The organism is Brevibacillus choshinensis (genome assembly GCF_001420695.1).
GTDB lineage: Bacteria > Bacillota > Bacilli > Brevibacillales > Brevibacillaceae > Brevibacillus > Brevibacillus choshinensis.
The window spans coordinates 1,508,443-1,533,064 of record NZ_LJJB01000010.1 but is presented as its reverse complement, the minus strand read 5'-3'; the positions used below and the strand labels follow the sequence as shown (position 1 = coordinate 1,533,064).

At 50.1% G+C, this 24,622-nt stretch carries 20 protein-coding genes; 16 read left to right on the top strand and 4 right to left on the bottom strand.

Going from position 1 to position 24,622, the window contains the following annotated elements; translation table 11 throughout:
* Positions 1-17: 17 nt before the first annotated feature.
* Genes AN963_RS17330 through AN963_RS17320 form a run of 3 tightly spaced genes read left to right on the top strand, consistent with a single transcriptional unit; the run spans position 18 to position 2,954 of the window.
* Complete coding sequence (locus AN963_RS17330; RefSeq protein WP_055745782.1) at positions 18-845, top strand: carbohydrate ABC transporter permease; 828 nt, start codon at positions 18-20, stop codon at positions 843-845.
* A 29-nt stretch (positions 846-874) separates the two neighbouring features.
* Entirely contained in the window at positions 875-2,203 is a 1,329-nt protein-coding gene (locus tag AN963_RS17325) for an ABC transporter substrate-binding protein (RefSeq protein ID WP_055745781.1), read from the top strand.
* Positions 2,204-2,234: 31 nt separating this feature from the next.
* Positions 2,235-2,954 (top strand): glycerophosphodiester phosphodiesterase, encoded by a 720-nt coding sequence (locus AN963_RS17320; protein WP_055746349.1) that lies wholly within the window; start codon positions 2,235-2,237, stop codon positions 2,952-2,954.
* A 72-nt stretch (positions 2,955-3,026) separates the two neighbouring features.
* On the opposite strand, the gene AN963_RS17315 is transcribed toward AN963_RS17320, so the two are convergent.
* Positions 3,027-3,980 carry an MBL fold metallo-hydrolase gene (locus AN963_RS17315; protein ID WP_161827292.1) on the bottom strand — a complete coding sequence of 318 codons (954 nt, stop codon included), beginning with the start codon at positions 3,978-3,980 and terminating at the stop codon, positions 3,027-3,029.
* Positions 3,981-4,212: 232 nt separating this feature from the next.
* Here AN963_RS17315 and AN963_RS17310 point away from each other — a divergent pair, with 232 nt between their 5' ends.
* The 4 genes from AN963_RS17310 (at position 4,213) to AN963_RS17295 (ending at position 8,979) form a co-directional block, all read left to right on the top strand.
* A complete protein-coding gene (locus tag AN963_RS17310) occupies positions 4,213-4,812 on the top strand; it encodes an SET domain-containing protein (RefSeq protein ID WP_055745779.1) in 600 nt (199 codons plus the stop codon).
* Positions 4,813-4,912: 100 nt separating this feature from the next.
* Positions 4,913-6,580: a glutamine--tRNA ligase/YqeY domain fusion protein gene (locus tag AN963_RS17305; RefSeq protein WP_055745778.1), complete on the top strand. Its 1,668-nt coding sequence runs from the start codon at positions 4,913-4,915 to the stop codon at positions 6,578-6,580.
* Between the two features lie 196 nt (positions 6,581-6,776).
* Entirely contained in the window at positions 6,777-8,111 is a 1,335-nt protein-coding gene (locus AN963_RS17300; RefSeq protein WP_055745777.1) for an APC family permease, read from the top strand.
* Positions 8,112-8,127: 16 nt separating this feature from the next.
* Positions 8,128-8,979: an alpha/beta fold hydrolase gene (locus AN963_RS17295; RefSeq protein WP_055745776.1), complete on the top strand. Its 852-nt coding sequence runs from the start codon at positions 8,128-8,130 to the stop codon at positions 8,977-8,979.
* 43 nt (positions 8,980-9,022) lie between these two features.
* Here the strand turns inward: AN963_RS17295 and AN963_RS17290 are convergent, their stop codons facing one another.
* Complete coding sequence (locus AN963_RS17290; RefSeq protein WP_055745775.1) at positions 9,023-9,688, bottom strand: hypothetical protein; 666 nt, start codon at positions 9,686-9,688, stop codon at positions 9,023-9,025.
* 147 nt (positions 9,689-9,835) lie between these two features.
* On the opposite strand from AN963_RS17290, the gene AN963_RS17285 reads away from it, so the two are divergent.
* From AN963_RS17285 to AN963_RS17270, 4 genes are all read left to right on the top strand, one after another.
* A complete protein-coding gene (locus AN963_RS17285; RefSeq protein ID WP_407922548.1) occupies positions 9,836-10,594 on the top strand; it encodes a gluconate 2-dehydrogenase subunit 3 family protein in 759 nt (252 codons plus the stop codon).
* A gap of 15 nt (positions 10,595-10,609) precedes the next feature.
* Positions 10,610-12,331 carry a GMC family oxidoreductase gene (locus AN963_RS17280; RefSeq protein WP_055745773.1) on the top strand — a complete coding sequence of 574 codons (1,722 nt, stop codon included), beginning with the start codon at positions 10,610-10,612 and terminating at the stop codon, positions 12,329-12,331.
* A 221-nt stretch (positions 12,332-12,552) separates the two neighbouring features.
* Positions 12,553-13,761, top strand: coding sequence for a trans-sulfuration enzyme family protein (locus tag AN963_RS17275; RefSeq protein ID WP_055745772.1), 1,209 nt, complete (start codon positions 12,553-12,555; stop codon positions 13,759-13,761).
* 24 nt (positions 13,762-13,785) lie between these two features.
* Positions 13,786-15,237, top strand: coding sequence for a sigma-54 interaction domain-containing protein (locus tag AN963_RS17270; RefSeq protein WP_055745771.1), 1,452 nt, complete (start codon positions 13,786-13,788; stop codon positions 15,235-15,237).
* A gap of 521 nt (positions 15,238-15,758) precedes the next feature.
* Here AN963_RS17270 and AN963_RS17265 read toward each other — a convergent pair.
* Positions 15,759-16,883 carry a M20 family metallopeptidase gene (locus tag AN963_RS17265; protein ID WP_055745770.1) on the bottom strand — a complete coding sequence of 375 codons (1,125 nt, stop codon included), beginning with the start codon at positions 16,881-16,883 and terminating at the stop codon, positions 15,759-15,761.
* Between the two features lie 16 nt (positions 16,884-16,899).
* Positions 16,900-18,231, bottom strand: a complete 1,332-nt coding sequence (locus AN963_RS17260; RefSeq protein ID WP_055745769.1) for an amidohydrolase — start codon at positions 18,229-18,231, stop codon at positions 16,900-16,902.
* Positions 18,232-18,452: 221 nt separating this feature from the next.
* Between AN963_RS17260 and AN963_RS17255 the strand changes: the two genes are divergently transcribed.
* The 5 genes from AN963_RS17255 to AN963_RS17235 all read left to right on the top strand — a co-directional run bounded on the left by AN963_RS17255 (position 18,453) and on the right by AN963_RS17235 (position 24,610).
* Positions 18,453-19,802, top strand: coding sequence for a M20 family metallopeptidase (locus tag AN963_RS17255; RefSeq protein WP_055745768.1), 1,350 nt, complete (start codon positions 18,453-18,455; stop codon positions 19,800-19,802).
* A 4-nt stretch (positions 19,803-19,806) separates the two neighbouring features.
* Complete coding sequence (locus tag AN963_RS17250; protein ID WP_055745767.1) at positions 19,807-21,009, top strand: M20 metallopeptidase family protein; 1,203 nt, start codon at positions 19,807-19,809, stop codon at positions 21,007-21,009.
* Positions 21,010-21,072: 63 nt separating this feature from the next.
* Positions 21,073-22,662 (top strand): ABC transporter substrate-binding protein, encoded by a 1,590-nt coding sequence (locus AN963_RS17245; protein ID WP_055745766.1) that lies wholly within the window; start codon positions 21,073-21,075, stop codon positions 22,660-22,662.
* 88 nt (positions 22,663-22,750) lie between these two features.
* Positions 22,751-23,668, top strand: coding sequence for an ABC transporter permease (locus AN963_RS17240; RefSeq protein ID WP_055745765.1), 918 nt, complete (start codon positions 22,751-22,753; stop codon positions 23,666-23,668).
* A gap of 15 nt (positions 23,669-23,683) precedes the next feature.
* Positions 23,684-24,610 carry an ABC transporter permease gene (locus AN963_RS17235; RefSeq protein ID WP_055745764.1) on the top strand — a complete coding sequence of 309 codons (927 nt, stop codon included), beginning with the start codon at positions 23,684-23,686 and terminating at the stop codon, positions 24,608-24,610.
* The last annotated feature ends 12 nt before the right edge of the window (positions 24,611-24,622 follow it).

Sequence of the window (24,622 nt, the reverse complement as noted above, 5' to 3'; positions counted from 1 at the left end):
GAGAAAGGAGGAAGAGCATGAATCGAGTGGGTGCGACTTCACTCAAGACAGTGGAATGGATTGGACTTTTGATTGTCGGTTTCCTGTTTGTATTTCCCTTTTTGTGGATGGCGTCCACCGCCTTCAAGACGATGTCTGAGGTCCGGCAATTTCCGCCGACACTTTTTCCCGAGACATGGGATTTGAGCAACTTTGCGCATGCATGGCAATCAGGCCCGTTCCTCACTTATACGTGGAACAGCATCTTGGTGGCGGTCGGTATTTTGGTCCTGCAATTCTTAACCGCGGTACCTGCGGCATACGCTTTTGCCCGATACAAGTTTCCCGGCCGCAATCTCTTGTTTGGTCTCGTGCTGATTGTCTTGATGATTCCTGGACAGGTGATTTTTTTACCGATTTACGTGCAATTGAGTGGCTGGGGACTGGTCAACACGCTGTGGTCGCTCATCCTGCCTTACGCTGCCAGTGCATTTGGAATCTTTCTGTTGCGGCAAGCATTCATGCAAGTGCCAGATGAAGTGATTGAGGCAGCGCGTCTGGATGATGCATCCGAGTGGAAAATCATGTGGACGATCATGGTACCGATGGCAAAGCCGGTTCTGGTCACCTTTGGACTATTCAGCTTCATCTATCACTGGAACGATTATTTCTGGCCGCTGATCATGACCAACAGCGACGAAGTGCGTACGTTGCCCATTGGGATTTCCAGTCTTCACATGTCAGACGGAGGGACCTTGTGGAACGTCATGATGGCGGGCAATATGATTCTCATTCTGCCGATTCTCGTGGTTTTCTTCGTGGCCCAGCGCCATATCATCAAAGCGTTTGTCTACCAATCCAAATAAAACATGATTTTGTGGGAGGACACTACATTATGCTTTCAATGAAAAAGACAGGAACCATTCTTTGTGCTTTGGCTATTGGTTTATCAGGAGTTTTGGCTGGTTGTGGATCGACACCGAAAGAACAATCGGCAGGAACAAGCAGCTCTTCTGCGCCTGCTGCGACAACGACTAATAGCGGACCTGTCACTATTGACTTCTGGTATGCACTAGGTGGCGTTCGTGGGAAAAAGATTGAAGAAATGGTCAAACAGTTCAATGAAACGCATAAGGATATTATCGTAAAACCGTCTTACCAAGGAGCGTATCAAGAGAATCACTCCAAAGTGCTGGCATCTGTTGCAGCTGGAAACAACCCGGATGTCACCATGGTGGAAATCGCCTCCATCGCTGCATTCGCTGATGCAAAGGTATTGGAAGATTTGACGCCATACTCCCAAGGCGATGAAAAGAAGTACATTCCGGGCCTTATGAAAAACTCCTACTGGAAAGACAAATTGTACGCTGTGCCGTTTAACCGTTCCACTCCACTGCTGTACATCAACCGTGACATGCTAAAAGAAGCAGGGCTTGATCCAAACGGTCCGAAATCGTGGGATGAACTGGTCAGCTTCTCTCAAAAGCTGAGCAAAAAAGAAGGCGACAAGATTACCCGGTACGGCTTCTCTACGCCTGTTGATATCTGGTTCTACGAAGCACTCGTTTTCCAAGGCGGAGGTAGCATCCTGAGTGAGGATGGCAAGGAGCTGACCATCAACAACGAAGCGGGCAAGGCACCACTTGAGCTCTGGTCCAAAATGGTGAAAGAAGGACTCATGAAAAACCCTCCAGGTGAAAACTACAACGCATGGGATGTAACGGAACAAGACTTCCTGAATCAAAAAGTAGGCATGATTTTCACCACGACAGGTTCCTTGACGGAATTGAATAAAAATGCCAAGTTTGACATGGGTGCTGCATTCCTGCCGGCCAACAAGAACTTCGGTACACCAACAGGCGGTGCGAATCTCGTCATGCTTTCGAAGTCGACTGATGCAGAGAAAAAAGCATCTTGGGAATTTATGAAGTGGATGACCGACACTGAGCAAACTGTTCCTTGGTCCATCGCTTCCGGTTACATGCCTGTGACTACAGCAGCAGTTGATTCACCTGAAATGAAGGCTTTCTATGAAAAACAACCGAACTTTAAAGTCGCAGTAGATCAACTGCAATACGGTTATCCGCGCCCAATGGCTCCTGGCTACAAAGAATTGCAGGATATCATCCAAAAAGAATTGCAACGTTCGATGCTCGGCCAAGCAAGCGTAGATGAAGCACTGCAAGCAGCGACAGACAAAGGAAGCAAACTGTTGAAAAAATAAGAGGAATACAATGGGCAAAGGGGGAGGCAACATGAACATTTGCATGGCACATCGCGGCTGGTCGGGTAAGGCACCGGAAAACACGATGACGGCGATTCGACTTGCACTCGCAGAGCCTGCGATTCAGGCGATGGAAATTGATGTGCAGCTGTCTCGCGATGGAGTTCCTGTGCTCATCCACGATTTTACGCTGGGACGCACCACGAATGGGAAAGGACTCGTCAAGGATCATACGCTGCAAGAACTGCGTGTACTGGACGCAGGCAGCTGGTTGGACGAGAAGTTTGCAGGGGAGCGTATCCCGACGCTGGATGAGGTATTGCGAGCAGTCAAAGGCCGTTGCACGCTGAATATCGAGCTGAAAGCGACGAGTGATATGTATCCGGGTATCGCGGAAAAGGTATTGGAGCTTTTGGAACAGCACGATATGAAACAAGAAGCCTACATCACGTCCTTTGACCACGAGTTGATTCGCCATGTTCGACAGCTAGATGCCACTGTTCTAACAGGCTTGATCGTCTGCGGACGTCCAGTGCTGATGATGGAACAGTTGGAGGCGTCAGGATCGAATATCCTTTCCATGGGGTATCCGTACTTGACTCGTGAGTTGACTGTCGAAGCGATCGAGCGAGGGTACAAGGTGGTCGCGTGGACCTTGGATGATCCCGAGCACATTCGTACGGTCATGTCCTGGCACCCCGACGTGCAAATTTGTACGAATCACCCAGATCGTATGCTCGAGTTTGTGTAGAGGTTTGAACGAAAAAAGCCGCCTGGGCGAATGCTTCGGGCGGTTTTTCGTGTTGGTGTTGACAGTTATCGCTTACTCATTTGATTGTAGCTGATGCAGGAGATGCTTCAGATTACGCTCGTACAAGCTGTCCAGGGTCCAAGTCTGGTATGCATCTGGGATGGGGGTACAGGAGGCAGCTTCGAGCGGATCTTGTTGTTCACTTAGCAGGCGAGCTTGGGCAAGAAGCTCCGTCAAATAAGTCTGCAAGCTTTGCAAAGCCTGTTTATCTGCTACGGGGCCATGACCGGGAACTACCGTATGAAACGCTTCTTGGCCCAGTCGATCCAATATGTGTATCCATTCGCTGACGTTACCGCTCTGTACGCTAGGATGACTATGTACAAAAAGCAGATCGGCCGCGAACAGGACCTCTTCTCCCGGCAAATACAGGACGGCGTCACAAGGACTGTGTCCATTACCCATGGCGCTCAGTACAGCGGTCCTCTTGCTGCCATGCAAAGTGAGAGAGCCATCGTACGAGATCGTAGCTGGTGACGGGACGAGTGTGAGAAGAGCGGCATCCATGGCGAGGAGGTCTCCGAGCTGGATGGACAGCTCTTGCCGCCTACGCTCATCTGTCTCCTGTTCGAGTGATGCTTTGACCGATTCCGGATATTCGGGATGGGCTAGGGCAAAGGAAAGGAACTGCTGAGTGCGCTCCAGCATCAGAGTGCGCGTCTGATCCGTAGAAATCATCACCGCATTCGGGAACGATTGGTTGCCGCCTACATGATCCAAGTGGAAGTGAGAGTTGATGACGAGGGAGACAGGACGATCGAAAAGCTGGACGGCGGTATTGTGCAAGGCCTGCCCTGCTTGCGGGGTGTACATGGTGGTGTCAAAAACGAGGGTTCGATCTCCGAGATCGATGATGCCTGCATTCGCCATGGCGCCAGTCCCCGGTTTTGCGATGGCTGCGTAAATACCGTCTGCAATGAAATCAACCGTGAAAAATGGGCTCTCAAGTGAAGAAACAACGGTCATGCGTATCAACCTCCGATAGAAAAGTAGGGAAGTCAGCATCGGGCCAAATCTGAGTGTTCCTCTTTCTATCATAGAGGAGGGAAAAGGCATTTTGGTAAAAAATGTATGGAATTCTTGTGTCCAGCTAAATGTCAGGTAATTTGCTTGGTTTTTTACAGACAATCGTAACCTCCTTTCGGCGAACTGCTTATGATAAGAAAAAGGCGGCTTCGCCAAGGAGTGAAACAGGACCATGATGCATCCCGATACGGAATTACGCTTCATCAACGATCAAATCGGGTACGGTGTGTTTGCGACCAAATGCATTCCCAAAGGGACGATTGTGTGGGTCATGGATGACCTGGATCAGGTATTGGATCCTGCTTTCGTGGAAACACTGGATCCATTACGAAAACAGGACGTGCAAAAGTATTCGTTTAAAAACCAGTTCGGCAAGTACATCCTTTGTTGGGATAAATCCCGGTATGTGAATCATAGCTTCCATGCGACTTGTGTAGCGACGATGTACGATATGGAGCTGGCAGCAAGAGATATTCAACCGGGTGAAGAACTGACAGATGATTACGGAACTTTAAACTTGGATGAACCCTTGGATTGTTTCCCGGAGGAAGGCACGAATCGCTCTCGGGTGATGCCAGACGATCTCCTGCGCTACTATCGACAATGGGATGAAATTGCGGCGGGAGCATTCGAGCATTTCAATCACGTCGAACAGCCGTTGAAGCATCTGATTCGCCCCGAGCATCAGAAAAAGTTGCACGCCATTCTGGAGCACCACATCCCTCTCGACTCTGTGATTCAGCTCTATTACCGGCCACCGTCGAGAAAATAGGTAGGGTGAGAGACATCAGCGGGCCGGACCACTACGGCCCGATTTTGTTGAACTCTGGAGGGAGAATCAGTATTATGGAATGTAAAGGTGAAGTGAAAGGTTGATTTCATTGGAAAACAAGGTAGCGTCATCTAACTTTATCCGCAATATTGTGATCGATGACTTGCAAGAAGGCAAAGTAAAAGAAGTTATTACCCGATTTCCCCCGGAACCGAACGGGTATCTTCATATTGGACATGCAAAAGCGATCTGCCTGAACTTTGAATTGGCACACGAGTTTTCTGGGAAAGCCCACTTGCGTTTTGATGATACCAATCCGCTTAAGGAAGACATGGAGTACGTAAACGCGATTAAAGAAGACGTGAAATGGCTTGGCTTTGATTGGGACGGGCTGTTCTTCGCTTCCGATTACTTTGAGGAGATGTACAACCGCGCTGTACTCCTCATTCAAAAAGGGAAAGCGTACGTAGACGATCTTTCTGCTGAAGACATGCGTAAGTACCGCGGTACATTGACGGAGCCAGGTGTGGACAGTCCATTCCGCAACCGTTCTGTGGAGGAAAACCTCGATCTGTTTGCACGGATGCGCAAAGGTGAGTTCAAGGACGGAGAGAAAGTGCTTCGTGCCAAAATCGACATGACCTCTCCGAACTTCAACATGCGTGATCCGGTTCTCTATCGTATTTCCCATGCATCCCATCACAACACGGGAGATCAATGGTGCATCTATCCGATGTACGACTTTGCTCATCCGCTGGAGGATGCGATCGAAGGTGTAACGCACTCACTCTGTTCATTGGAGTTTGAAGACCATCGTCCTCTGTACGATTGGGTCGTCGCCGAGTGCGAGATGAACCATGTTCCGCGTCAGTACGAATTCGCTCGTCTAAATTTGACTAATACCGTCATGAGTAAGCGAAAGCTGAAGCAGCTCGTAGACGAAAATATTGTGGATGGCTGGGACGATCCTCGCATGCCGACCATTGCAGGGTTCCGTCGTCGCGGCTTTACTCCTGAAGCAATCCGTACCTTCGCTCGTGAAGTAGGGGTAGCTCGCAGCAACAGCACGGTCGATGAAAAAATGCTGGAGCACTTTATCCGGGAAGACCTGAAATTAAAGGCGCCTCGCACGATGGCTGTCTTGAATCCGTTGAAGGTGGTCATCACGAACTATCCGGAAGGCCAAGTGGAAATGCTGGATGCGGAAAACAACCCGGAAAATGAAGAGATGGGCAACAGACAAATCCCGTTTTCCCGGGAGATCTACATCGAGCAAGACGACTTCATGGAAAATCCGCCAAGCAAGTACTTCCGACTCTTCCCTGGGAACGAAGTGCGTCTGAAACACGCTTACTTCATTAAATGCAATGACGTGATCAAAGACGCCGATGGCAACGTCATTGAGCTGCACTGCACGTATGATCCGGAAACCAAGAGCGGTAGCGGTTTTACTGGACGGAAAGTAAAAGGAACGATTCACTGGGTAGAAGCGACCCAATCCGTTCCTGCTGAATTCCGCCTGTACGAGCCTTTGATTCTCGATGAAGAGGATAACGAAGGGACGTTCTTGGACAACATCAATCCAAATTCGCTCGAAGTGCAAAACGGCTTTGTAGAACCAAACATGAAGGACACGCAGCCTCAAGATAAATATCAATTCTTCCGTCATGGTTATTTCAACGTCGATCCAAAGCATACGAACGATGAAAAGCTTGTCTTCAACCGTATCGTATCGTTGAAGAGCTCGTTTGAACTGCCAAAAGGATAACGGAAGAAACGAATACCAAAACGCTGTTGGCATAGGAAACTGTGTCTGACAGCGTTTTTTCTTTTTACTTCCGGAAAGTCCAAGCGCATCGGAGGCGCATTCTGAGCTGAAGTATGGAGAAGCAAAGTTTTCTATTCTAGATATTTTCTGGATAGTAGGTATAATTATTCATATTGTGAATAAAGGGGGACAGGTAGTGAACGGAAAAACAGAGCTTCACCGCAGCTTGAAATTATGGCATATCGTAGTGATCGGCCTCGGCTATATGGCGCCGATGGCTGTTTTTGATACGTTTGGCATTGTGGCCCAAGAGACTGGGGGGCATGTTCCTGCAGCTTATGCGGTCACTCTTCTGGCTATCCTATTTACCGCAGCGAGCTACGGGAAGATGGTGAGGGTCTTTCCTTCGGCAGGGACGGCCTACACTTATACGCAGGAGACGATTCATCCGTATGCAGGCTTTCTGGTCGGATGGGCCTCCTTGTTGGACTATTTATTTTTACCGATGATTAATGCGCTGTTGACGGGTGTGTATCTGTCCTCCGTGTTTCCTGATGTTCCTACACATTGGTGGATTGTGGGCTTTATTCTTTTAATAACCTTACTCAATGTATTCCGGGTAACCGTGACGGCATCGGTGAATTCCTTCCTCGTACTGTTTCAAATATCCGTGGTGGTGGTTTTTGCGGGATTGGCGATTCGGGGGTTGATGCATGGTGGCGGGTTCGAGCAGGTATTTACCTCGCGTCCGTTTTTCTCGCCTGACATGTCTTTTGCAGCATTGCTCTCAGGAGCGTCGATTCTTTGTTTTTCTTTCCTCGGTTTTGATGCCGTGACTACGCTGACAGAAGAAACGGTCGACGCGAAAAAGACGATTCCCCGTGGCATCCTGCTCGTCGCTCTGGGAGGAGGAGCGTTGTTTATCACAGCTTCTTACTTCTCGCAGTCGCTCTTTCCAGATGCTTCGGTCTTTTCTGACCCGGAAGCGGCGTCGGCAGAAATAGCTCTATCCATCGGGGGCACGATCTTCCAACTCGTGTTTCTGGCAGCCGCTTTATCGTCCACATTGGCTTCGGGCCTCGTTTCTGTTACCAGTGTGACGCGTCTCCTGTATGCGATGGGACGGGACGGATACTTGCCGAGGAAATGGTTCGGATATATTCACCCTCGCCTGAAAACACCGTTATACAACGTCTTATTAGTGGGCCTCCTGATGATGGCGGCGCTGTTTTTGGACCTGCTGACAGCTACGTCCTTTATCAACTTCGGGGCTTTGATCGCTTTTAGCTTTGTTAATATCAGTGTCATTGCCCATTATGCGTGGCGCCAAAAACGATTGCGGGTTGCAGACTGGTGGAGGTACCTCCTATCTCCTTTGATTGGTGCCGCGTTTGTCGGTTTTCTGTGGGTCAACCTGGATATCAAGTCTATGATTCTTGGTCTAATGTGGACCTTCGTGGGCCTGGTTTACCTGCTATATTTGGTGAAAGTAAAGCAGACAAGACTGGACCGCATGAAATTCGAGGAATAGTCGAGGAGAAGGACTAATGAACGTTCCGATATTTTCATCTATCCAAACAAGTGAGAAAGACGGAGTTGCCATGGAGTATGGGCTAGCTGGTCATTCTGATGCCCCCGTCCTGCTACTGTTACATGCGATCCGCAATACGAAAATGCTGTTTGCTGGTATCATTCCGACATTGGCCCAGCATTACCGGGTGGTAGCCGTCGATCTACGGGGGCATGGTCAGTCTACCGAGACGACTGTGTTTTCCTTTGAAGACATCGTGAACGATCTGATCGGATTGCTGGATGCTGAAGCTCTGGATCAGGTGACCGTAGTAGCTGCGTCGTTTTCCGCTGTGCCTGCACAAATGCTGGCTGTCCGGGAGCCAAAGCGCATCGCCCGGCTCATCCTGCTGGACGGAGGCTTTTACCAGTTAACGGAGATGCCTGGATTCGATTTGCCCAGTGTCGTACAGCGATTGAGTGCAACGAGGTTTCCGACAGTGGAGGAGGCAGAGCGACAATTTGCTGACAGATACGGAGATGGAAATCTGCCTAAAGGGTGGATGGCGACCGAGCTGGAACAAAAGAACGGTGGCTACTTTGGATACCGCTTGTCGAGAGAAGCATTTACTGCCTATTTCCGTGCCTATGCGACTTTCGATAAGCAGGGGTTGTTCCAGTCAGTATCCTGCCCGGTTCTTTTATTGCTCGCAGACCCAAGTCACTTACCTGACGATGAACAGCGTGCCTTTTACCGAGAAGCGGTCGATTCTTATAAACGAATCGTAACACAAGCTGAGATTCATTCGATTCCGGGGGCCCTTCATTTGTTGATGGTGACACATCCAAAGGAAACAGTGAGAAAAATCATGGCTTTTACAAGAAACTAAGGGACAAGCGCGATGCTTGTCCCTTTTTGTATGGAAACGACTATCATTTCGCTTCGCGCATGAGTTTTTGAATCGCTGGCGCATTCGCACCTTGCCCGGTTTCGCGCATGTGGTTTTTCACCTGCTCGAATGCATCGATTCCTGGTTTAGAAGTGACAGTCAGTACACGGGTATTCTTACCATACAGCTTTTGAATGTGAGCACGAGCTTGTGTCAAAGTCGTGTTGAGATCACTTCGCCCCCGTGTACCAGCTGTTCCTGGTGTTGTATGCTCATTCCCACGGGCTGAACTACCCGTGAAATTGCTGAGGAGATGGGATTGCATCGGATCCATTTGGTTGACCGATTGGCTTCTTGTCGTAGCGGGGCAGATGACAACAGCATCTTTGAGAACCAGTGCCTGAATGCCATGAACGCCAGCTGCATTCAATTGAGCTTCGAGCTTAGTGGAAGGACCGTCACTATGGAGGTGGGAGCTACCGATGCTGCTGTAGACATTCGTGCCCATTCCGTTAGAAGTCGTCCCGTGTGCGTTCGTGGTCACTTTTTTTTCTCTGTCTACGCTAGGAATGACGATATCCCCCGGTGCATGTTGCATGGATTGTGTCCGAGCGGGGTGCCGCTGTGGCGCAGCCTGATAATTACAAGCGGTTAGAAGGAGAACGATACCCAATCCCCCGGTACCCATCCATTTTCCGAAGCGTTTCATGTCGATCCCTCCTACATACTTTTTGCATACTTTTATCCTGCTCTGACACTTCCTTGAGTATTTGAGGAGGTTGTTGGAAAAAATATAGCAAGAATTGGTTTATCTTGTCGAAAAGATGCACAAACAGGTGAATAGAGACATCAGGAGGTGGTAGTGTTGGCACAAACGAACAATGGTAATGATCAACCGGTATCACGGAGGAACTTTCTGAAAAATTCCGGACTCGTGATAGGAGGTCTGGTTGTTGGTGGAGTAGCAGGCAGCTTGATCAAAAAAACTCCAGCACCAGCCCCGACGCAACCAGGAGCGACACCTGCTCCAGCAGCCGATTTCAACCAGGCATTAATGTACTTCACTCCCGAACAGTTCAAGGTTGTCGATGCTGCCTGCGAGCGAATTTTCCCTGAGGACGAAATCGGACCAGGAGCAAAGGCACTCGGAGCAGCTTATTTCATCGACCACCAATTGGCAGGGGACTGGGGATTCAACTCCCGCGATTACATGCAAGGTCCTTTTTATCCAGGTGAGGTGACCCAAGGCTATCAAGGCAGGCTGAAGCGCCGGGAAATTTTTGATATTGGAATTCAGGAAATGAACAATTACAGCACAAGCACACAGAAAAAAAGATTTTATGAATTGCCCCCTGAACAGCAGGATGCTGTGTTAAAGGCATTTGAGTCGGACGAAGTGAAATTGACCACCATTTCTGCCAGTGCCTTTTTCAAAATGCTGCGTGCTAGCACGCTTGAAGGTGTCTACTCCGATCCGCTGTACGGAGGAAACAAAAACATGGATGGCTGGAAGATGCGAAATTACCCAGGTAATCAGATGGCTTATACCCAAGTCATCGAACAGGACAAGTTCGTGAAGATGGCCCCTTTAAGCTTGCGGGATCATCAACATTAAGGGGGACTAAAAGACATGGCCAAAAAATTACCGAAAGTCGACGTGGTCATCGTAGGGGTTGGCTGGGGCGGAGGAGTCATTGCCTCTGAGTTGACCAAGCAAGGCTTGACTGTTGTCGGATTAGAGCGAGGCAAGGAAAGAAAAACGGAAGATTACTTTATGGTGCACGATGAGCTGCGTTATGCCTTGCGCTATGAAATGATGCAGGATTTGTCTAAAGAAACGATTACCTTCCGCAGTAAGAACAGCGTGCGTGCGCTCCCTATGCGATCTTATGGATCCTTTTTGCTCGGGACGGGCTTGGGCGGCTCCGGTGTTCACTGGAATGGACAAACCTTTCGATTCTTACCGTATGACTTTGAAATCCGCAGCAAGACCATCGAGCGGTATGGAGAAAAGAAAATACCGGACGGCATGACGATTCAGGATTGGGGCATCACGTACGATCAATTAGAGCCGTACTTCGACAAATTTGAGCGGATGGCAGGAATTTCTGGTGAGGAGAATCCATTGGGAGGCAAGCGTTCACAGCCGTATCCAACACCGCCGATGAAGATGACGCCTAGTATGAAGATGTTCCAAGAGGCTTCCAAAAAGAAGAACCTACATCCTTACATGATGCCATCGGCTAATCTTTCGGAAGCATACACCAATCCGGACGGTGTCTCCCGGGCAGCTTGTCAGTATTGTGGTTACTGTGAGCGGTTTGGATGTGAATACGGTGCTAAAGCGGATCCGGTCGTTACCGTCATCCCTGTTGCGAAAAAGACCGGGAAATTTGAGATCCGTACACACTCGCAGGTTCGACGCGTTTTACATAATGGGAAAAAGGCGACAGGTGTCATGTATACCGATATCACGACAGGTGAAGAAATCGAACAGCCAGCAGATATCGTTGTGTTGACCAGCTATGTTTTCAACAATGTAAGACTGCTGCTCATGTCCAAGCTAGGGCGTCCGTACGATCCGACAACGGGCAAAGGTGTCATTGGAAAGAATTATGCTTATCAGGTCATCCGAGGAGGAGCAGTTGGCTTTTTCGATGACAAGGAATTCAATCTGTATGCTGGGGCAGGCTCTCTAGCTATGTGCTTGGACGATTACAACGGAGACAACTTTGATCACAAAGATCTAAATTTCATCCATGGCGCGAATATCAGCCTTTCGCAGTTGGGTCTGCGTCCGATCGCCAACAACAAAGTTCCCGAGGGTACGCCTAGCTGGGGGAAAGATTTTAAGGCAGCATCGATCAAGTATGCGAACCGGTTTTTGTCGGTAGGGGCACAAGGGGCATCCATGCCGTTTAAGCACCACTTCCTGGATTTGGACCCGACTTACAAGGACGTATATGGAGATCCTCTTATGCGCATTACCTATGATTTTGAGGAGCAGGATCGACAGCTGGCCGCTTATTGTGCGGACAAGTGTGGGGAAATCGTCAAGGAAATGGGTGCCAGCAGCAAAATTGAAATCAATAAGAAGCTGGGACCTTACGATATTACCCCATACCAATCCACACATAATACGGGTGGCGTGATTATGGGCGCTTCGCCGGAAACATCAGCCGTTAACAACTACCTGCAAATGTGGGATGCGGAGAATGTGTTTGTCGTGGGAGCGTCTGCCTTCGCGCATAACAGTGGTTATAATCCTACTGGAACGATGGGCGCACTCTCTTACCGCGCTGCGGAAGGGATTTTGAAGTACAGAAAAAGTGGTGGAGGCTCTCTTGTATAAGGAGTGGTTTCCATTTTTGCAAAACAAGAATGCAATAATGAGAAAAGTCGTTGGTTGAACTGACGGCTTTTTTCTTGTGAAGAATAAATTAGATTTGCAGCTTTGCGAAAAATGAGAAGCAGGGCTGTAAAGAAATGGCGTTTCCATGCGATTTTTTGTCTTTGGCACGTTCCTTGCTATACCAGAAGCATACTAGATAGAAAAAAAGGAGAGACAAAAAGATGACAACCACCAAATGGGCAATGGATACTGCCATCATTCATACAGCACAAGAGCCATGTCAGAAAACAGGAGCAGTCGTTTCGGCTGTCGTTCCCGCAGTCGCTTACGCTTTTCCTGATGCAGATGCAGCGGCTGCTTGCGTAGCTGGCGAACGGGAAGGAACCTATTACGGACGCTACGGCAACCCGACGATCGCGACATTAGAGACCAAAATTGCTTCATTGGAGAATGGAGAGGCTGCATTGGGAGTAAGCAGTGGAATGGCTGCCATCTCAGGAGCATTGCTCGCCTATCTCAAACTAGGAGACCATGTCGTATGTACGCGTGATGTCTACGGAGGAAGTCACAAGTTTCTCACTTCACTGGCTCCTCGCTACGGCATTTCTGCTGATTTTGTGGATTGTACGGATTTGGATGCGGTGGAACGAGCATTTTTGCCCCAAACCAAGGTGCTGTACATCGAGACACCATCGAATCCTTGTCTGACTGTGCTGGATATCCCAGCTTTGTCGCGCTTGGCGCATGCACGAGGAATCACTGTGATCGTAGACAACACCTTTATGACGCCGTATTTGCAGCGTCCACTCGAGCTGGGGGCAGATGTAGTCGTCCACAGCGCTACCAAATACTTGAATGGACACGGAGACGTAATTGCCGGGTTTATCGTAGGGAAGCAGGAAGCCATCCAGTTTATGCGCAAGCACATCATGGGTGATCTCGGCCAAAATCTGAACGCATGGGACGCCTTTCTGATCCTGCGTGGACTCAAGACTCTGGGCTTGCGCGTCCGGCAGCACTGCCATAATGCAGAAGCAGTTGCGCTGTTCTTGGATGAGCATCCTGCCATCGAAAAGGTGTATTATCCAGGGCTCCCTTCACATCCGCAGCATGAGCTCGCCAAACGGCAAATGGAGGGCATGGGGGGAATCGTTTCGTTCGAGGTCAAAGGCGGATACGAGGCAGCCAAATCTTTCATTAACGCGCTGCGCCTCGCTATGATATCGTTTAGTCTAGGAGATCCGGAAACACTGGTGCAGCATCCTGCCTCGATGACCCACTTTTCCATTCCTGCTGAGGAACGGGTCAAATTTAACATCACAGATGGTCTGATTCGACTCTCTACTGGCTTGGAAGACGCAAAGGATATCATCGGGGACTTGGAGCAGGCATTGTCCCAACTACTGGTAGCATCAGTGAATAAGGACTGAGGAACGTAATGCAGGAGGACCAACATGACCGAATTTTCCCGCATAGAGGAATTCATTCAATCATACGCAGACAATATTTCGAAGGTGTTGGGGCTGGATGTCACCATACTGGATGAGCAAGGCATCCGTGTGAGTGGAACGGGCTACTATCAAGAACTTATTGGATTACCTGCACCGGAGGGTTCGTTCTTTCGGATGATTTTGCAGACCGGGCAACCGGGTATGATTTTCGACATGAAAAAAAACGACTCGCAGTGCATGAACTGCAAGTTTTTATTGCAATGCCGGGAGCTGGGGACCATCGGGTTTCCCGTGCACAAGCGGGAAAAGACGGTGGGGGTCATCGGAATCATCGGGTTTTCCACCGAGCAAAAGGAAAAGATGCTGCACCATTCAGAAAAGTGGATGCCCTTTTTGCAGCATATCAGTTCACTGATCGAGCACAAGCTGCTGGAGTTGGATGCTGAGCTGGAAAAGAGCTGTCACATTCAGGAAGAAAAGCCCGACGCATCTGTCAATCCGGTTTATTTTGCGCAGCTGATCGGGGCAGAGACTGGACTGCGGGATGTGATCGCCAAAGCTAGGAAAGTGACAAACAGCATTTCAACGGTGCTGGTTCGCGGGGAAAGCGGGACGGGCAAGGAGCTGCTAGCGAGAGCGATTCATAGCGAGAGTACCAGGAGCCGCTATCCATTCGTGGCGATCAACTGTGCAGCAATCCCGGAGAATCTGCTGGAAAGCGAGCTGTTCGGGTATGAAGGGGGAGCCTTCACCGGATCAAGACGAGAGGGCAAGCCGGGAAAATTCGAGCTGGCACATAAAGGTACGATTTTCCTCGATGAAGTCGGCGACATTCCGTTGGCTCTCCAACCCAAGCTTCTGCGAGTCTTGCAGGAAAAGACGGTCGATCGCGTAGGTGGGGTCAAAACGATTGGCATAGATGTACGTGTCATTGCGGCGACCCATCGGGATTTGGAACAGATGGTACGGGAAGGGACCTTCCGCGAAGACCTGTATTACCGACTCAATGTCATTCCGCTGCGACTACGTCCGTTGCGAGACCGGCGAGAGGATATCCCTTTGTACCTTCATCACTTTTTGTACCGATTTTCGACTTTGCTGCAAAAAAGTCGGTGCCAGCTTGATGCTGATCTAGCGCAACGACTTATCGAATACGATTGGCCGGGAAATATACGCCAGCTGGAAAATGCGGTGGAGTACATGGTGAACATGGCAGAAGGCGACGAGATCGGGATCGAGGATGTACCGGAATACTTGCTTTCTCCTGGAGAGGGAGAACGTACAGAGAATCAGGTGCACAGTCTGGAACAATTGCTGGCGGACTACGAGCGCTCTGTGTTACATCGTTATTTTACAGATCGTGCGTACGCTCAGGATAAGGCCGTCATCGCAAATGAGCTGCAGATCAGTTTGTCCACGCTGTATCGCAAGCTAGAGAAGTATGGAATGGAATAGGCAAAAAGTAGCTGTTGGGGGGGAAGCCTGTTTCCATTCTTCGCTCCAGGCTACGTCCTGCAAGGGAGTGTTGACTGCCCGCTCTGCGCTGAGTGGGACTCCACAGTCGCTCCGCCTGGAAACATGCTTCTCCTGCGAGCTTTTGTAGTTTCTAGCAACCTGTATTTGCAAAAGATTCAAGGTACGTACCAAAACTTTGTGAAAGCTCCCAGGAGAAGGCAGGGGGAGATTCAAGGTTGGCCGAGGAAAAAGGAGAAAAAGCGAAGATCTTTGGGGCACCAGCCGAAGCGGAATGGAAAAAGGGAAACACGGTCTTACGCGTCCACCTCTGAGATTCACCATGAATCGGCTACTTTGGACGCGGTTTCGCTTTTTCCTTGGAGCTGTACAGGGATGACCCCTCAGCACGGGACCCAAGAAGCTGGAGCGTTTTCTCCTTTTTCCTCTCTTCCACTACAGTCTGACCTAGTACAAAAAAAGGACGCGGGAGCACTTCGACTTCCCGCGTTTTTCTTATTTTGTTACATTCGCGTCATCAGGCTGGCTAACAGAGCAGCTCGCACCGAAAGCTGGTCAATCAGGATGTGCTCGTACTCAGCGTGGGGGCCATCACCCATTGCACCAAGACCATCGAGCGTAGGAATTCCCAAGGCGGCTGTAAAATTTCCATCACTTCCGCCACCGACATGAGCTTCGGAGAGGGCCATCCCCAACTCATCCCCGCAAGCTGTAGCGAGGTGGAATAGCTTTTCCGTCTGATCGGTACGTTCCATGGGTGGACGGTTCACATCGCCGGTAACGTGAAGGGTAGTTCCTTCGAGATGAGGAGCTGCGTTGGTGATGAGAGAGCTTATTCTTTCGGCTTCGGACAGACGGTTGATACGCACGTCAATCTCGAGATGGGCATTTTCTGCCACGACATTGGAGCGGTTTCCGCCACTGGCAATGCCGACATTAATCGTTGTGCCTTTGCTGTAATCGGTCAAGCTTTGCAGATACAGGATCTGGTGAGCCATTTCTTCAACAGCGCTGATGCCTTCCTCGTGGTGATTGCCCGCGTGGGAGGCTTTTCCTTTGATGGTCATGCTAAAGTGCCCGACCCCTTTGCGCGAGGTCTTTAATGCCCCCGTATTTGCAACGGCCGGCTCAACAACGAGGACGACAGAGCTTTTCAGGGCTTCCTGTTCAATGTAGGTTCGAGAGCTTGCGCTGCCTGTCTCTTCGTCACTCGTGCAGAGGAAGACGACTTTTTTCTGCAGAGCAATCCCTAGCTCTTTGCATGCTTTTACCGCCCAAATCGCCTGGATGATGCCGCTTTTCATGTCCAAGATGCCTGGTCCATACGCTTTGTTACCTTCTACTCGATAGGAGAGTCTGCCAATGTCCCATACGGTGTCCATATGGCCAAGAATGAGAATTTGCTCGTCTCCCTCCCCATATGTAAAACGCAGATGGTTTCCTGTGATTTCCATAGGGATCACTTCGGCGGTGATGCCCAAATGTTCCGCAAAAAGTGATTGAAACACCTCTCCACAGTGGTCAACAGCTTGCTTGTCTTGCGTAGGAGATTCGGCTTTGACGACTCGTTCCACATCGGCTAAGATACTCGCTTGATTTTCCTTCAAAAAATGGAGCAATTCGGACATGCTGACATTCCTCCTGTTAGGTATGTTGGGCGGTGGGCTCAGGTATAGATACTTCGTGAGCATTCAATGCACATAAAGCCAGCGTTTTTACCGCGATTTTCATCGTTTCTTCCTCGATATCGAATTTTTCGTTATGATGGCCAGCAGCAAGCGTAGTACCAAATAAGAGGTAAGAGGCCAGACCGCCATGTTGCTTCACTCGCTCCATCAAGTAGGTGGCATCCTCTGAGCCGCCTGCGGAGGTAGTATCCACAATGGATTCCACGTCCTTCACCCTGCCTGCCTGCGCTCGGATGTAGGGGAGCAGCTCCGGACTAGGGTCGCTGCTGCCTGCTTTGCCGACGATATCGATTTTTGACTCCACACCATACATCTGAACAGAGCCATGGATGATGTCGATAGCGCGGGCCAGTATGTACTCATTCACTTCACTGGTGTCGCCCCGTGTTTCCAGCTTGAACGAGGCGTGATTGGGAATAATGTTTCGACCGCTTCCGGCTTCCAGCACACCGACGTTGATCCGAGAGTTGCCTTCGCTATGACGGGGGATGGAGTGGAGATTCATGACGGCAGATGCGGCAGCAAGTAGTGCGTTTCGTCCTTCTTCCGGACTGCCGCCTGCGTGTGCAGCGATACCTGTATAGACCACGTCCATTTTGGTGGTCGCCAGGTAGCCGTACGTTCCGCATACTACCTCTCGCAGAGGGACGCCGGTACCGACATGGCAGGCGAATAAAAGGTCGACATCATCGGCAACCCCCGCCTCTACCATCGCTTTTGCACCGCGAACGCCTTCCTCAGCGGGCTGAAAGATCAGCTTTACGCGTCCGTAGAGTCCATCCTTGCATTGGCTCAGGACATAGGCTAATCCCAACCCGATGGAAGTATGGGCATCGTGACCACATGCATGCATCATCTTGTCATTGATGGAGACAAACTCCCCTGCAACGGGCAGATGATCAGATTCATGTGATTCCTGCAGATCGAGAGCATCCATGTCTACACGAAATGCGACGGTGGGGCCAGATCTGCCAGAGTCCAGAATGCCGACCACGCCAGTAAATCCACCTGACAAATACGGGAGCCATTCTGCGACCGCCCCTTGAGAAAGAGCTCTTTGTTCTTGCTCTTTGAGAAAGGCTTGGGGAGGTACTCCCATCCGTGCATCCGCGGCGATTACCTCTCTTCCTGCTTTCACCTCGTACCCCCATGAAGCGAGCTTGCTGGCCACGATACTAGCGGTGCGGAATTCCACCCACCCTGACTCGGCGTACTTGTGAAAATCACGGCGCCATTCCTGTAGGGAGGGATACAGTTCTTCCACAAGGTCATCCACATGTTCATCCATCGCTATTTTCCTCCTGTGCTTGTGAAATGAGAATGAATTACGTAATTTTCGCCAATATTTTAAAAACCGTTTCTTCACAAACGAAATAAAACCTGCAAAACGACTAAAAATATTACTTTAAAATTTAGAATATTTGAAGTTGACACTCTATTTTTCGTATTTTATAGTTTATCTATTAAGTGAAGGATAAACGAATATTTCTGTTAAGGGAGTTGACTTCTGTGCAGGACGTGTATGCATTCATCGAAGAGAATAGGGAGACTTATATTCGCTGGCTTCAGGAGATTTGCCAACAACCGAGTGTCGCAGCACAAAACCGCGGCATGAAAGAGACAGCCAATATGGTCGAGCAGTTTATCAGTCAGATCGGTGGGGAGTCAAAACAACTAGAAACGTCCGGCTTTCCAGTAGTTTACGGGGAGTTTTCCGGGGAGAGCGAGAAGATCCTGTCCTTTTACAATCATTATGATGTGCAACCGGAAGATCCACTCGATCTGTGGGAGTCACCTCCCTTTGGAGCAGAAATCCGCGATGGCCGCATGTACGCCCGTGGTGTGGCGGACAACAAAGGAAATCTCATGGCCCGACTTGCCGCCGTTCATGCTTATACACAAGTAAGAGGAAAGCTGCCTACTCGCGTCAAGTTCATCGTAGAAGGGGAAGAAGAGATCGGCAGTGTTCACTTGGAAGAGTTTGTGGAAAAGTACCGTGATGTCATCCAGGCTGACGGCTGTATCTGGGAGTTTGGCTATAAAAATGCGGACGGTCGCCCGCAGGTTAGCCTTGGGGTAAAAGGAATGTGTTATGTGGAGCTGGTATGTAAGGGCGCCAACACAGACCTGCATTCTGCCAATGCGGCGATTATCGAGAATCCTGCCTGGAGATTGCTTTGGGCACTAAATACATTGAAAACACCGGATGAGAAGATTCAAATCAAAGGATTTTACGACAAGGTAGCGACATTAAATGAAGACGATGCTGCCATGATCGACCAGATGATCTACAACGAGGAAAGCACATTGGAACAGCTGGGGTTGAAGTCGTTCTTGCTTGACTTGACAGGGATTCCCCTCAAAGAAAAACTGATCTTTCAACCGACGTGTACCGTGTGCGGCCTGGTTTCAGGTTATACCGGCACCGGATCCAAGACGGTTTTGCCTGCAGAAGCAAGAGTCAAACTGGACTTCCGTCTGGTACCAGACCAAGACCCACATGAAATCTTCACTTTGCTGCGAAAACATTTGGACGAGCACGGGTTTTCGGATATCGAAATGGAGGGCTATACGCTGGAGCATCCAGCCCGCACACCTTTCAACAATCCATTGACTCGCGCGGTGGTAAATACGGTGAAAGACATCTATGGCATGGAGCCGACGATTATGCCGATGTCTCCCGGGACAGGCCCGATGTACATACTCTGCCAGGATTTGGGTATCCCTGCTGTGTCGGTGGGCGTGGGCAATTTCGCATCGAATAACCATGCTCCAAACGAGAATGTCATCATCGAAGACTATATTCAAGGAATCAAGCACATGGCCGCCATATTCGAAGAGTTCGCCAAGGAGGCATAAAAATATGGACCATATCCCTGTTTTGTACCGTAGCTCCGAAATTCTTGCCAAAGCAAGCTCGCTCAAAGAGGAAGTAACCGCGTGGCGACGTGACTTTCACCAACACCCGGAGCTCGGCTTTGAGGAACTGCGCACGTCGGAGCTCGTGGCCAAACATTTGGAACGTTTGGGTCTTGAAGTGAGGCGCGGTGTGGGGCGTACGGGAGTCGTTGGCCTATTGCGAGGTCGACAGCCCGGACCAACAATCGGACTTCGCGCGGATATGGACGCATTACCTATTCAGGATCAAAAGGAAGCCGCCTATCGCTCTACTGTGCCGGGCAAGATGCACGCCTGTGGACATGATGCGCATACCAGTATCTTGATGGGGGCAGCTCAGTTTCTTTCCCAGCAGGTACGTCCTGAAAAAGGCAACATCGCGTTTGTTTTCCAGCCAGCGGAAGAGGGGCTTGGCGGAGCAAACGAGATGATCAAGGATGGGCTTTTGTCAGCGTATAACATCGAGGCGATGGCGGGACTTCACGTTTTTCCCGGAATGCCGACTGGACAGATTTCTGCTGTCCGCGGTGTAAGCTGTGCCGCAGCTGACCGAATTCGTATCAACATTATCGGGCGAGGTGGTCATGCTGCTCATCCTCACCAAGCGATCGATTCCGTTGCGGTTACGGCAGAAGTCCTTTCAGCTCTGCAGCATATCGCTAGCCGCCAAGTGAATCCACTCGATCCGATCGTCATCACCATCGGCAAAATCCAGGGGGGCAGCGCGAGCAATGTCATTGCGCCTGAGGTCGAGCTGCTGGGAACCGTCCGGACACTGAATCCAGCCCTGCGAGAACAAATGCCCGGTAAGATTGAAGCGGTTGTCCAGGGAGTGACGATGGCGCTAGGAGCTACATACGAGTTCGACTACCATTTCGGCTATCCATCCATCGTCAATGACGATCAAATGGTAGACCGGTTGCTGGCGACGTCCGATGAAGTTCTAGGTGAGGGAAAATACCAGCTGGTGACACCGTCTATGGGTGGTGAGGATTTTTCGTACTACACCGAGCACGTTCCGGGAGTATTTTTCCGTCTGGGTGTTGGCAATCCGGAGAAACAAACGCAGTATCCTCTGCATCACCCGATGTTCGATATTGATGAGGATGCCCTTCCAGTCGGCATCGCCATGCTTTCCGCGCTAGCCTTGAACTACCTAGGCAAATGAAAGAATGAAGGATTCAAGAGCGGAAAGAAAAGAGAAACATAAAAAGCTTAGGGGGCGAACAACATGAAAAAGCGTTTAGCTGGAATTGGTCTTGCCGCCATTCTTGCATTGTCTACAGCAATGGTTGGTTGCAGCAGCCAATCGTCGACAACGACGGCACCAAAGCAGGAGCAAACTGCCCAAGGCACGACTACTCCTGCAGCGAGTGATACGGGTGAGAAAGTCCTTACGTTTGCTAGCGGAAGTGACGTCGTCAGCTTCGATATTCACGATCACAACAATACATCGACAGAAGCAGTCCATGTCAACATGTTCAACTATCTGGTGAAGAAGGATAAAAATCAAAAGGTTCAGCCTGATCTGGCCACCTCGTGGGAGATCGTCAACGATAAGACCTGGCGCTTCAAGCTGCGCGAAGGCGTAACCTTTCACAATGGAGACCCATTTACCGCAGAAGACGTGAAGTTTACGCTGGAGCGGATCGCCAAAGATCAAAAGCTTTTGGAGTACGGGAATTATAAGCAAATTAAAGAAGTGAAGGTCATTGACCCGCACACAATCGAGATCATTACGAACGAATCAGAGCCAGTGTTGCTAAACAGGCTCTCCCGCCTCGGTTCCAGCATGCTTCCTTCCAAGTACATCAAGGAAAAGGGCTGGGATGAATTCCTCAAGAATCCAGTCGGTACGGGGCCGTATAAATTCCAAGAATGGAAGCGTGACGATCGTCTGATCCTGGTGAAAAACGATCAGTATTTCGGCGACAAGCCTAAGTGGGACAAGCTCGTTTTCAGATCCATTCCTGAGGATGCGACTCGTGTGGCTGAACTGTTGACAGGTGGAGTAGACATCGCCGTAAACATTCCGCCGAGCGACATGGAGCGGGTCGAGAGCAACGAAGGAACGCACGCGATGACGGGCCCGACTCAGCGCGTCATGCAGCTGTCTTTGCGTACGACACCGGGAACGGTCACAGAAAATCCGAAAGTGCGTGAAGCGATCGACCTTGCCATTGACGAAAAAGCGATCGTGGACAGCATTTTGGCGGGTGGCGGTACTCCTACACGTACTCGCGTGACGGCAGGAAACTTTGGGGCCGATCCAGAGCTGTACGGCAAATCGCTCTACGATCCCGAACGTGCCAAACAACTCCTGGCAGAAGCCGGATACGCCAATGGTGTGGACATTACCTTCAGTGCTACTAGCGGTCGTTATTTAAAAGACAAGGAAACTGCCGAGCTGATTCAAGCGATGCTGGCAGAAGTCGGAATTCGCGCCAAGCTGGATCTGTTGGAATGGAGCAAGTTCAACGAGACGTACAAAGCGAAAAAATTTGGTGAAGTATTCATGATTTCCTACGCAAACTCCATGTTTGATGCTTCCCTGGCGTTTGACCGTCTGACGACCGAGCGTGCCAAAGGGGAGTCGGATTACAGCAATCCGGAGGTAGACACGCTGCTGAAGGAAGCGGAAAAGAACATGAACCGTGAAGAGCGTGCGAAACAGTATGTGAAGGTTCAAAATATCATCGCAGAAGAGCGTCCACAAATTTACATGTACCAAATGAATGCGAACTTCGGTGTAAGCGACAAAATCAATTTCGAACCTCGACTGGACGAAATGCTGTTCGCAGATGAGGTCACCAAGAAATAGGGGAAGAAAACTAGGAAAGTACCCAGGAGGAGGTCTCTTCAAGCTGAGACCTCCTCCTGTCTAAAAAGACTCATTCGGAGGTGACACCATGAGGCAGTACTTGCTGAAATCTTTGCTCCAGATCATCCCTGTCCTTTTTTTGATCTCAGTGATTGTGTTCGTGCTCGTTTACTGTACAGGAGATCCTGTCTCCCTGATGCTGTCTGATACGGCAACAGACGAGGACCGGAGAATTTTGATTGCTGCGCTCGGACTGGATCAGCCTTTGTACGTCCAATACTTCACCTTCATCGGACACTTGCTCCAAGGTGACTTTGGGAATTCGTTTCGCTACGATATGCCTGCCTTGCCAATCGTGATGGAGAGGCTACCCGCGACATTTGAATTAGCGTTTGCCGCTATGCTCGTGGCAACCGTCATTTCCATCCCTCTAGGTATTCTCTCTGCAACTAAGCGTAATTCTTTCCTCGATGTCCTCTTTTCAGGAAGCTCCGTCTTAGGAAAAGCGATGCCACATTTTTGGCTGGGGATTATGCTCATTTTGTTGTTTGCGGTGGAGCTAAAGGTCTTACCGGTATCAGGGCGCGGCACCGTGGCGCACCTGGTCTTGCCTGCATTTACGTTGGGGACGGGGATCGCAGCTGAGATGACTCGCCTGATCCGCTCTAGCATGCTGGAGATTTTGAACCAGGATTACATCCGCACGGCTCGCAGCAAAGGCCTGCTTGAAACCATTGTGGTGTACAAGCATGCGTTGCGAAACTCGATGATTCCGGTCGTGACGATCATGGCGTTGCAGACTTCGACATTGATCGGGGGAACGTTGATTACCGAGACGATCTTCTCCTGGCCGGGAATGGGGCAGTTGATTATTCAGGCCGTCAATACGCGCGATATGGCCATTGTACAGGCAGCTGTTTTTGTCGTGGCATTCCTCGTCATCATCAGTAATCTGCTCGCGGATATTCTGTATCGTGTCCTGGACCCGCGTATCAAGTACAACTAATCGGAGGTGAGCCATGTGTCTGCATCCTTGGAAACACAAACGCCGCAACTACAGAGCATAGGCAAGCCGGTACAGCAAACCGGTCAGTTTGGACGATTTGCCCGCATGCTGTTCAAAAGCAAAACCGGTACGATCGGGTTGATTATCGTCGTTGCTGTCGTGTTTATGTCTCTCTTCGCGGGAGTAATTGCCCCGCATGACCCGGCCAAAACGCAGGCGGCCAAACGTCTGAAGCCGCCCATGTGGATGGAGGGTGGTTCCTCTGTCAACCCACTGGGAACGGACAACCTAGGTAGGGATGTCTTGAGTCGGATCATATACGGCTCACAAGTATCGCTCATGGTCGGTATCTGTGCGGTGATTTTGGCCGGAGCGATTGGGGTCATTCTCGGCTTAGTATCCGGTTATTACGGGGGATGGATCGACAGCATTATCATGCGTACGGTCGACGCTTTTCTGGCGATCCCCAATATTTTGTTCATGCTGGTTATTCTGGCAGTCTTAGGTCCGAGTCTTATGACGTTGATCCTCGTTTTAGGTTTTACCAACTGGGTGAAATATGCGCGGATCATTCGCAGTGAGGTATTGGGGGTAAAGGAACGGGACTACGTCAAAGCGGCACGGACCGTTGGGGCGAGTCACCGGAGAATCATCCTGACACACATCCTGCCCAACGTCATTTCTTCTTTTATCGTGGTTTCCACATTGAGTGTAGCAACAACCATCATCGCAGAAGCATCCCTGAGCTTTCTTGGTCTTGGAATCCAGCCGCCAGCCGTATCGTGGGGAGGCATGCTCAGCGACGGAAGACAGTACCTGGCTACGAGCTGGTGGGTCGCTACGTTTCCTGGGATTGCGATCACGATTACCGTACTCGGAATCATGTTCCTCGGGGATTGGCTGCGCGATGTGCTGGACCCGCGGATGAAGGCAAGAAAGTAAGGGGGGTGGTCA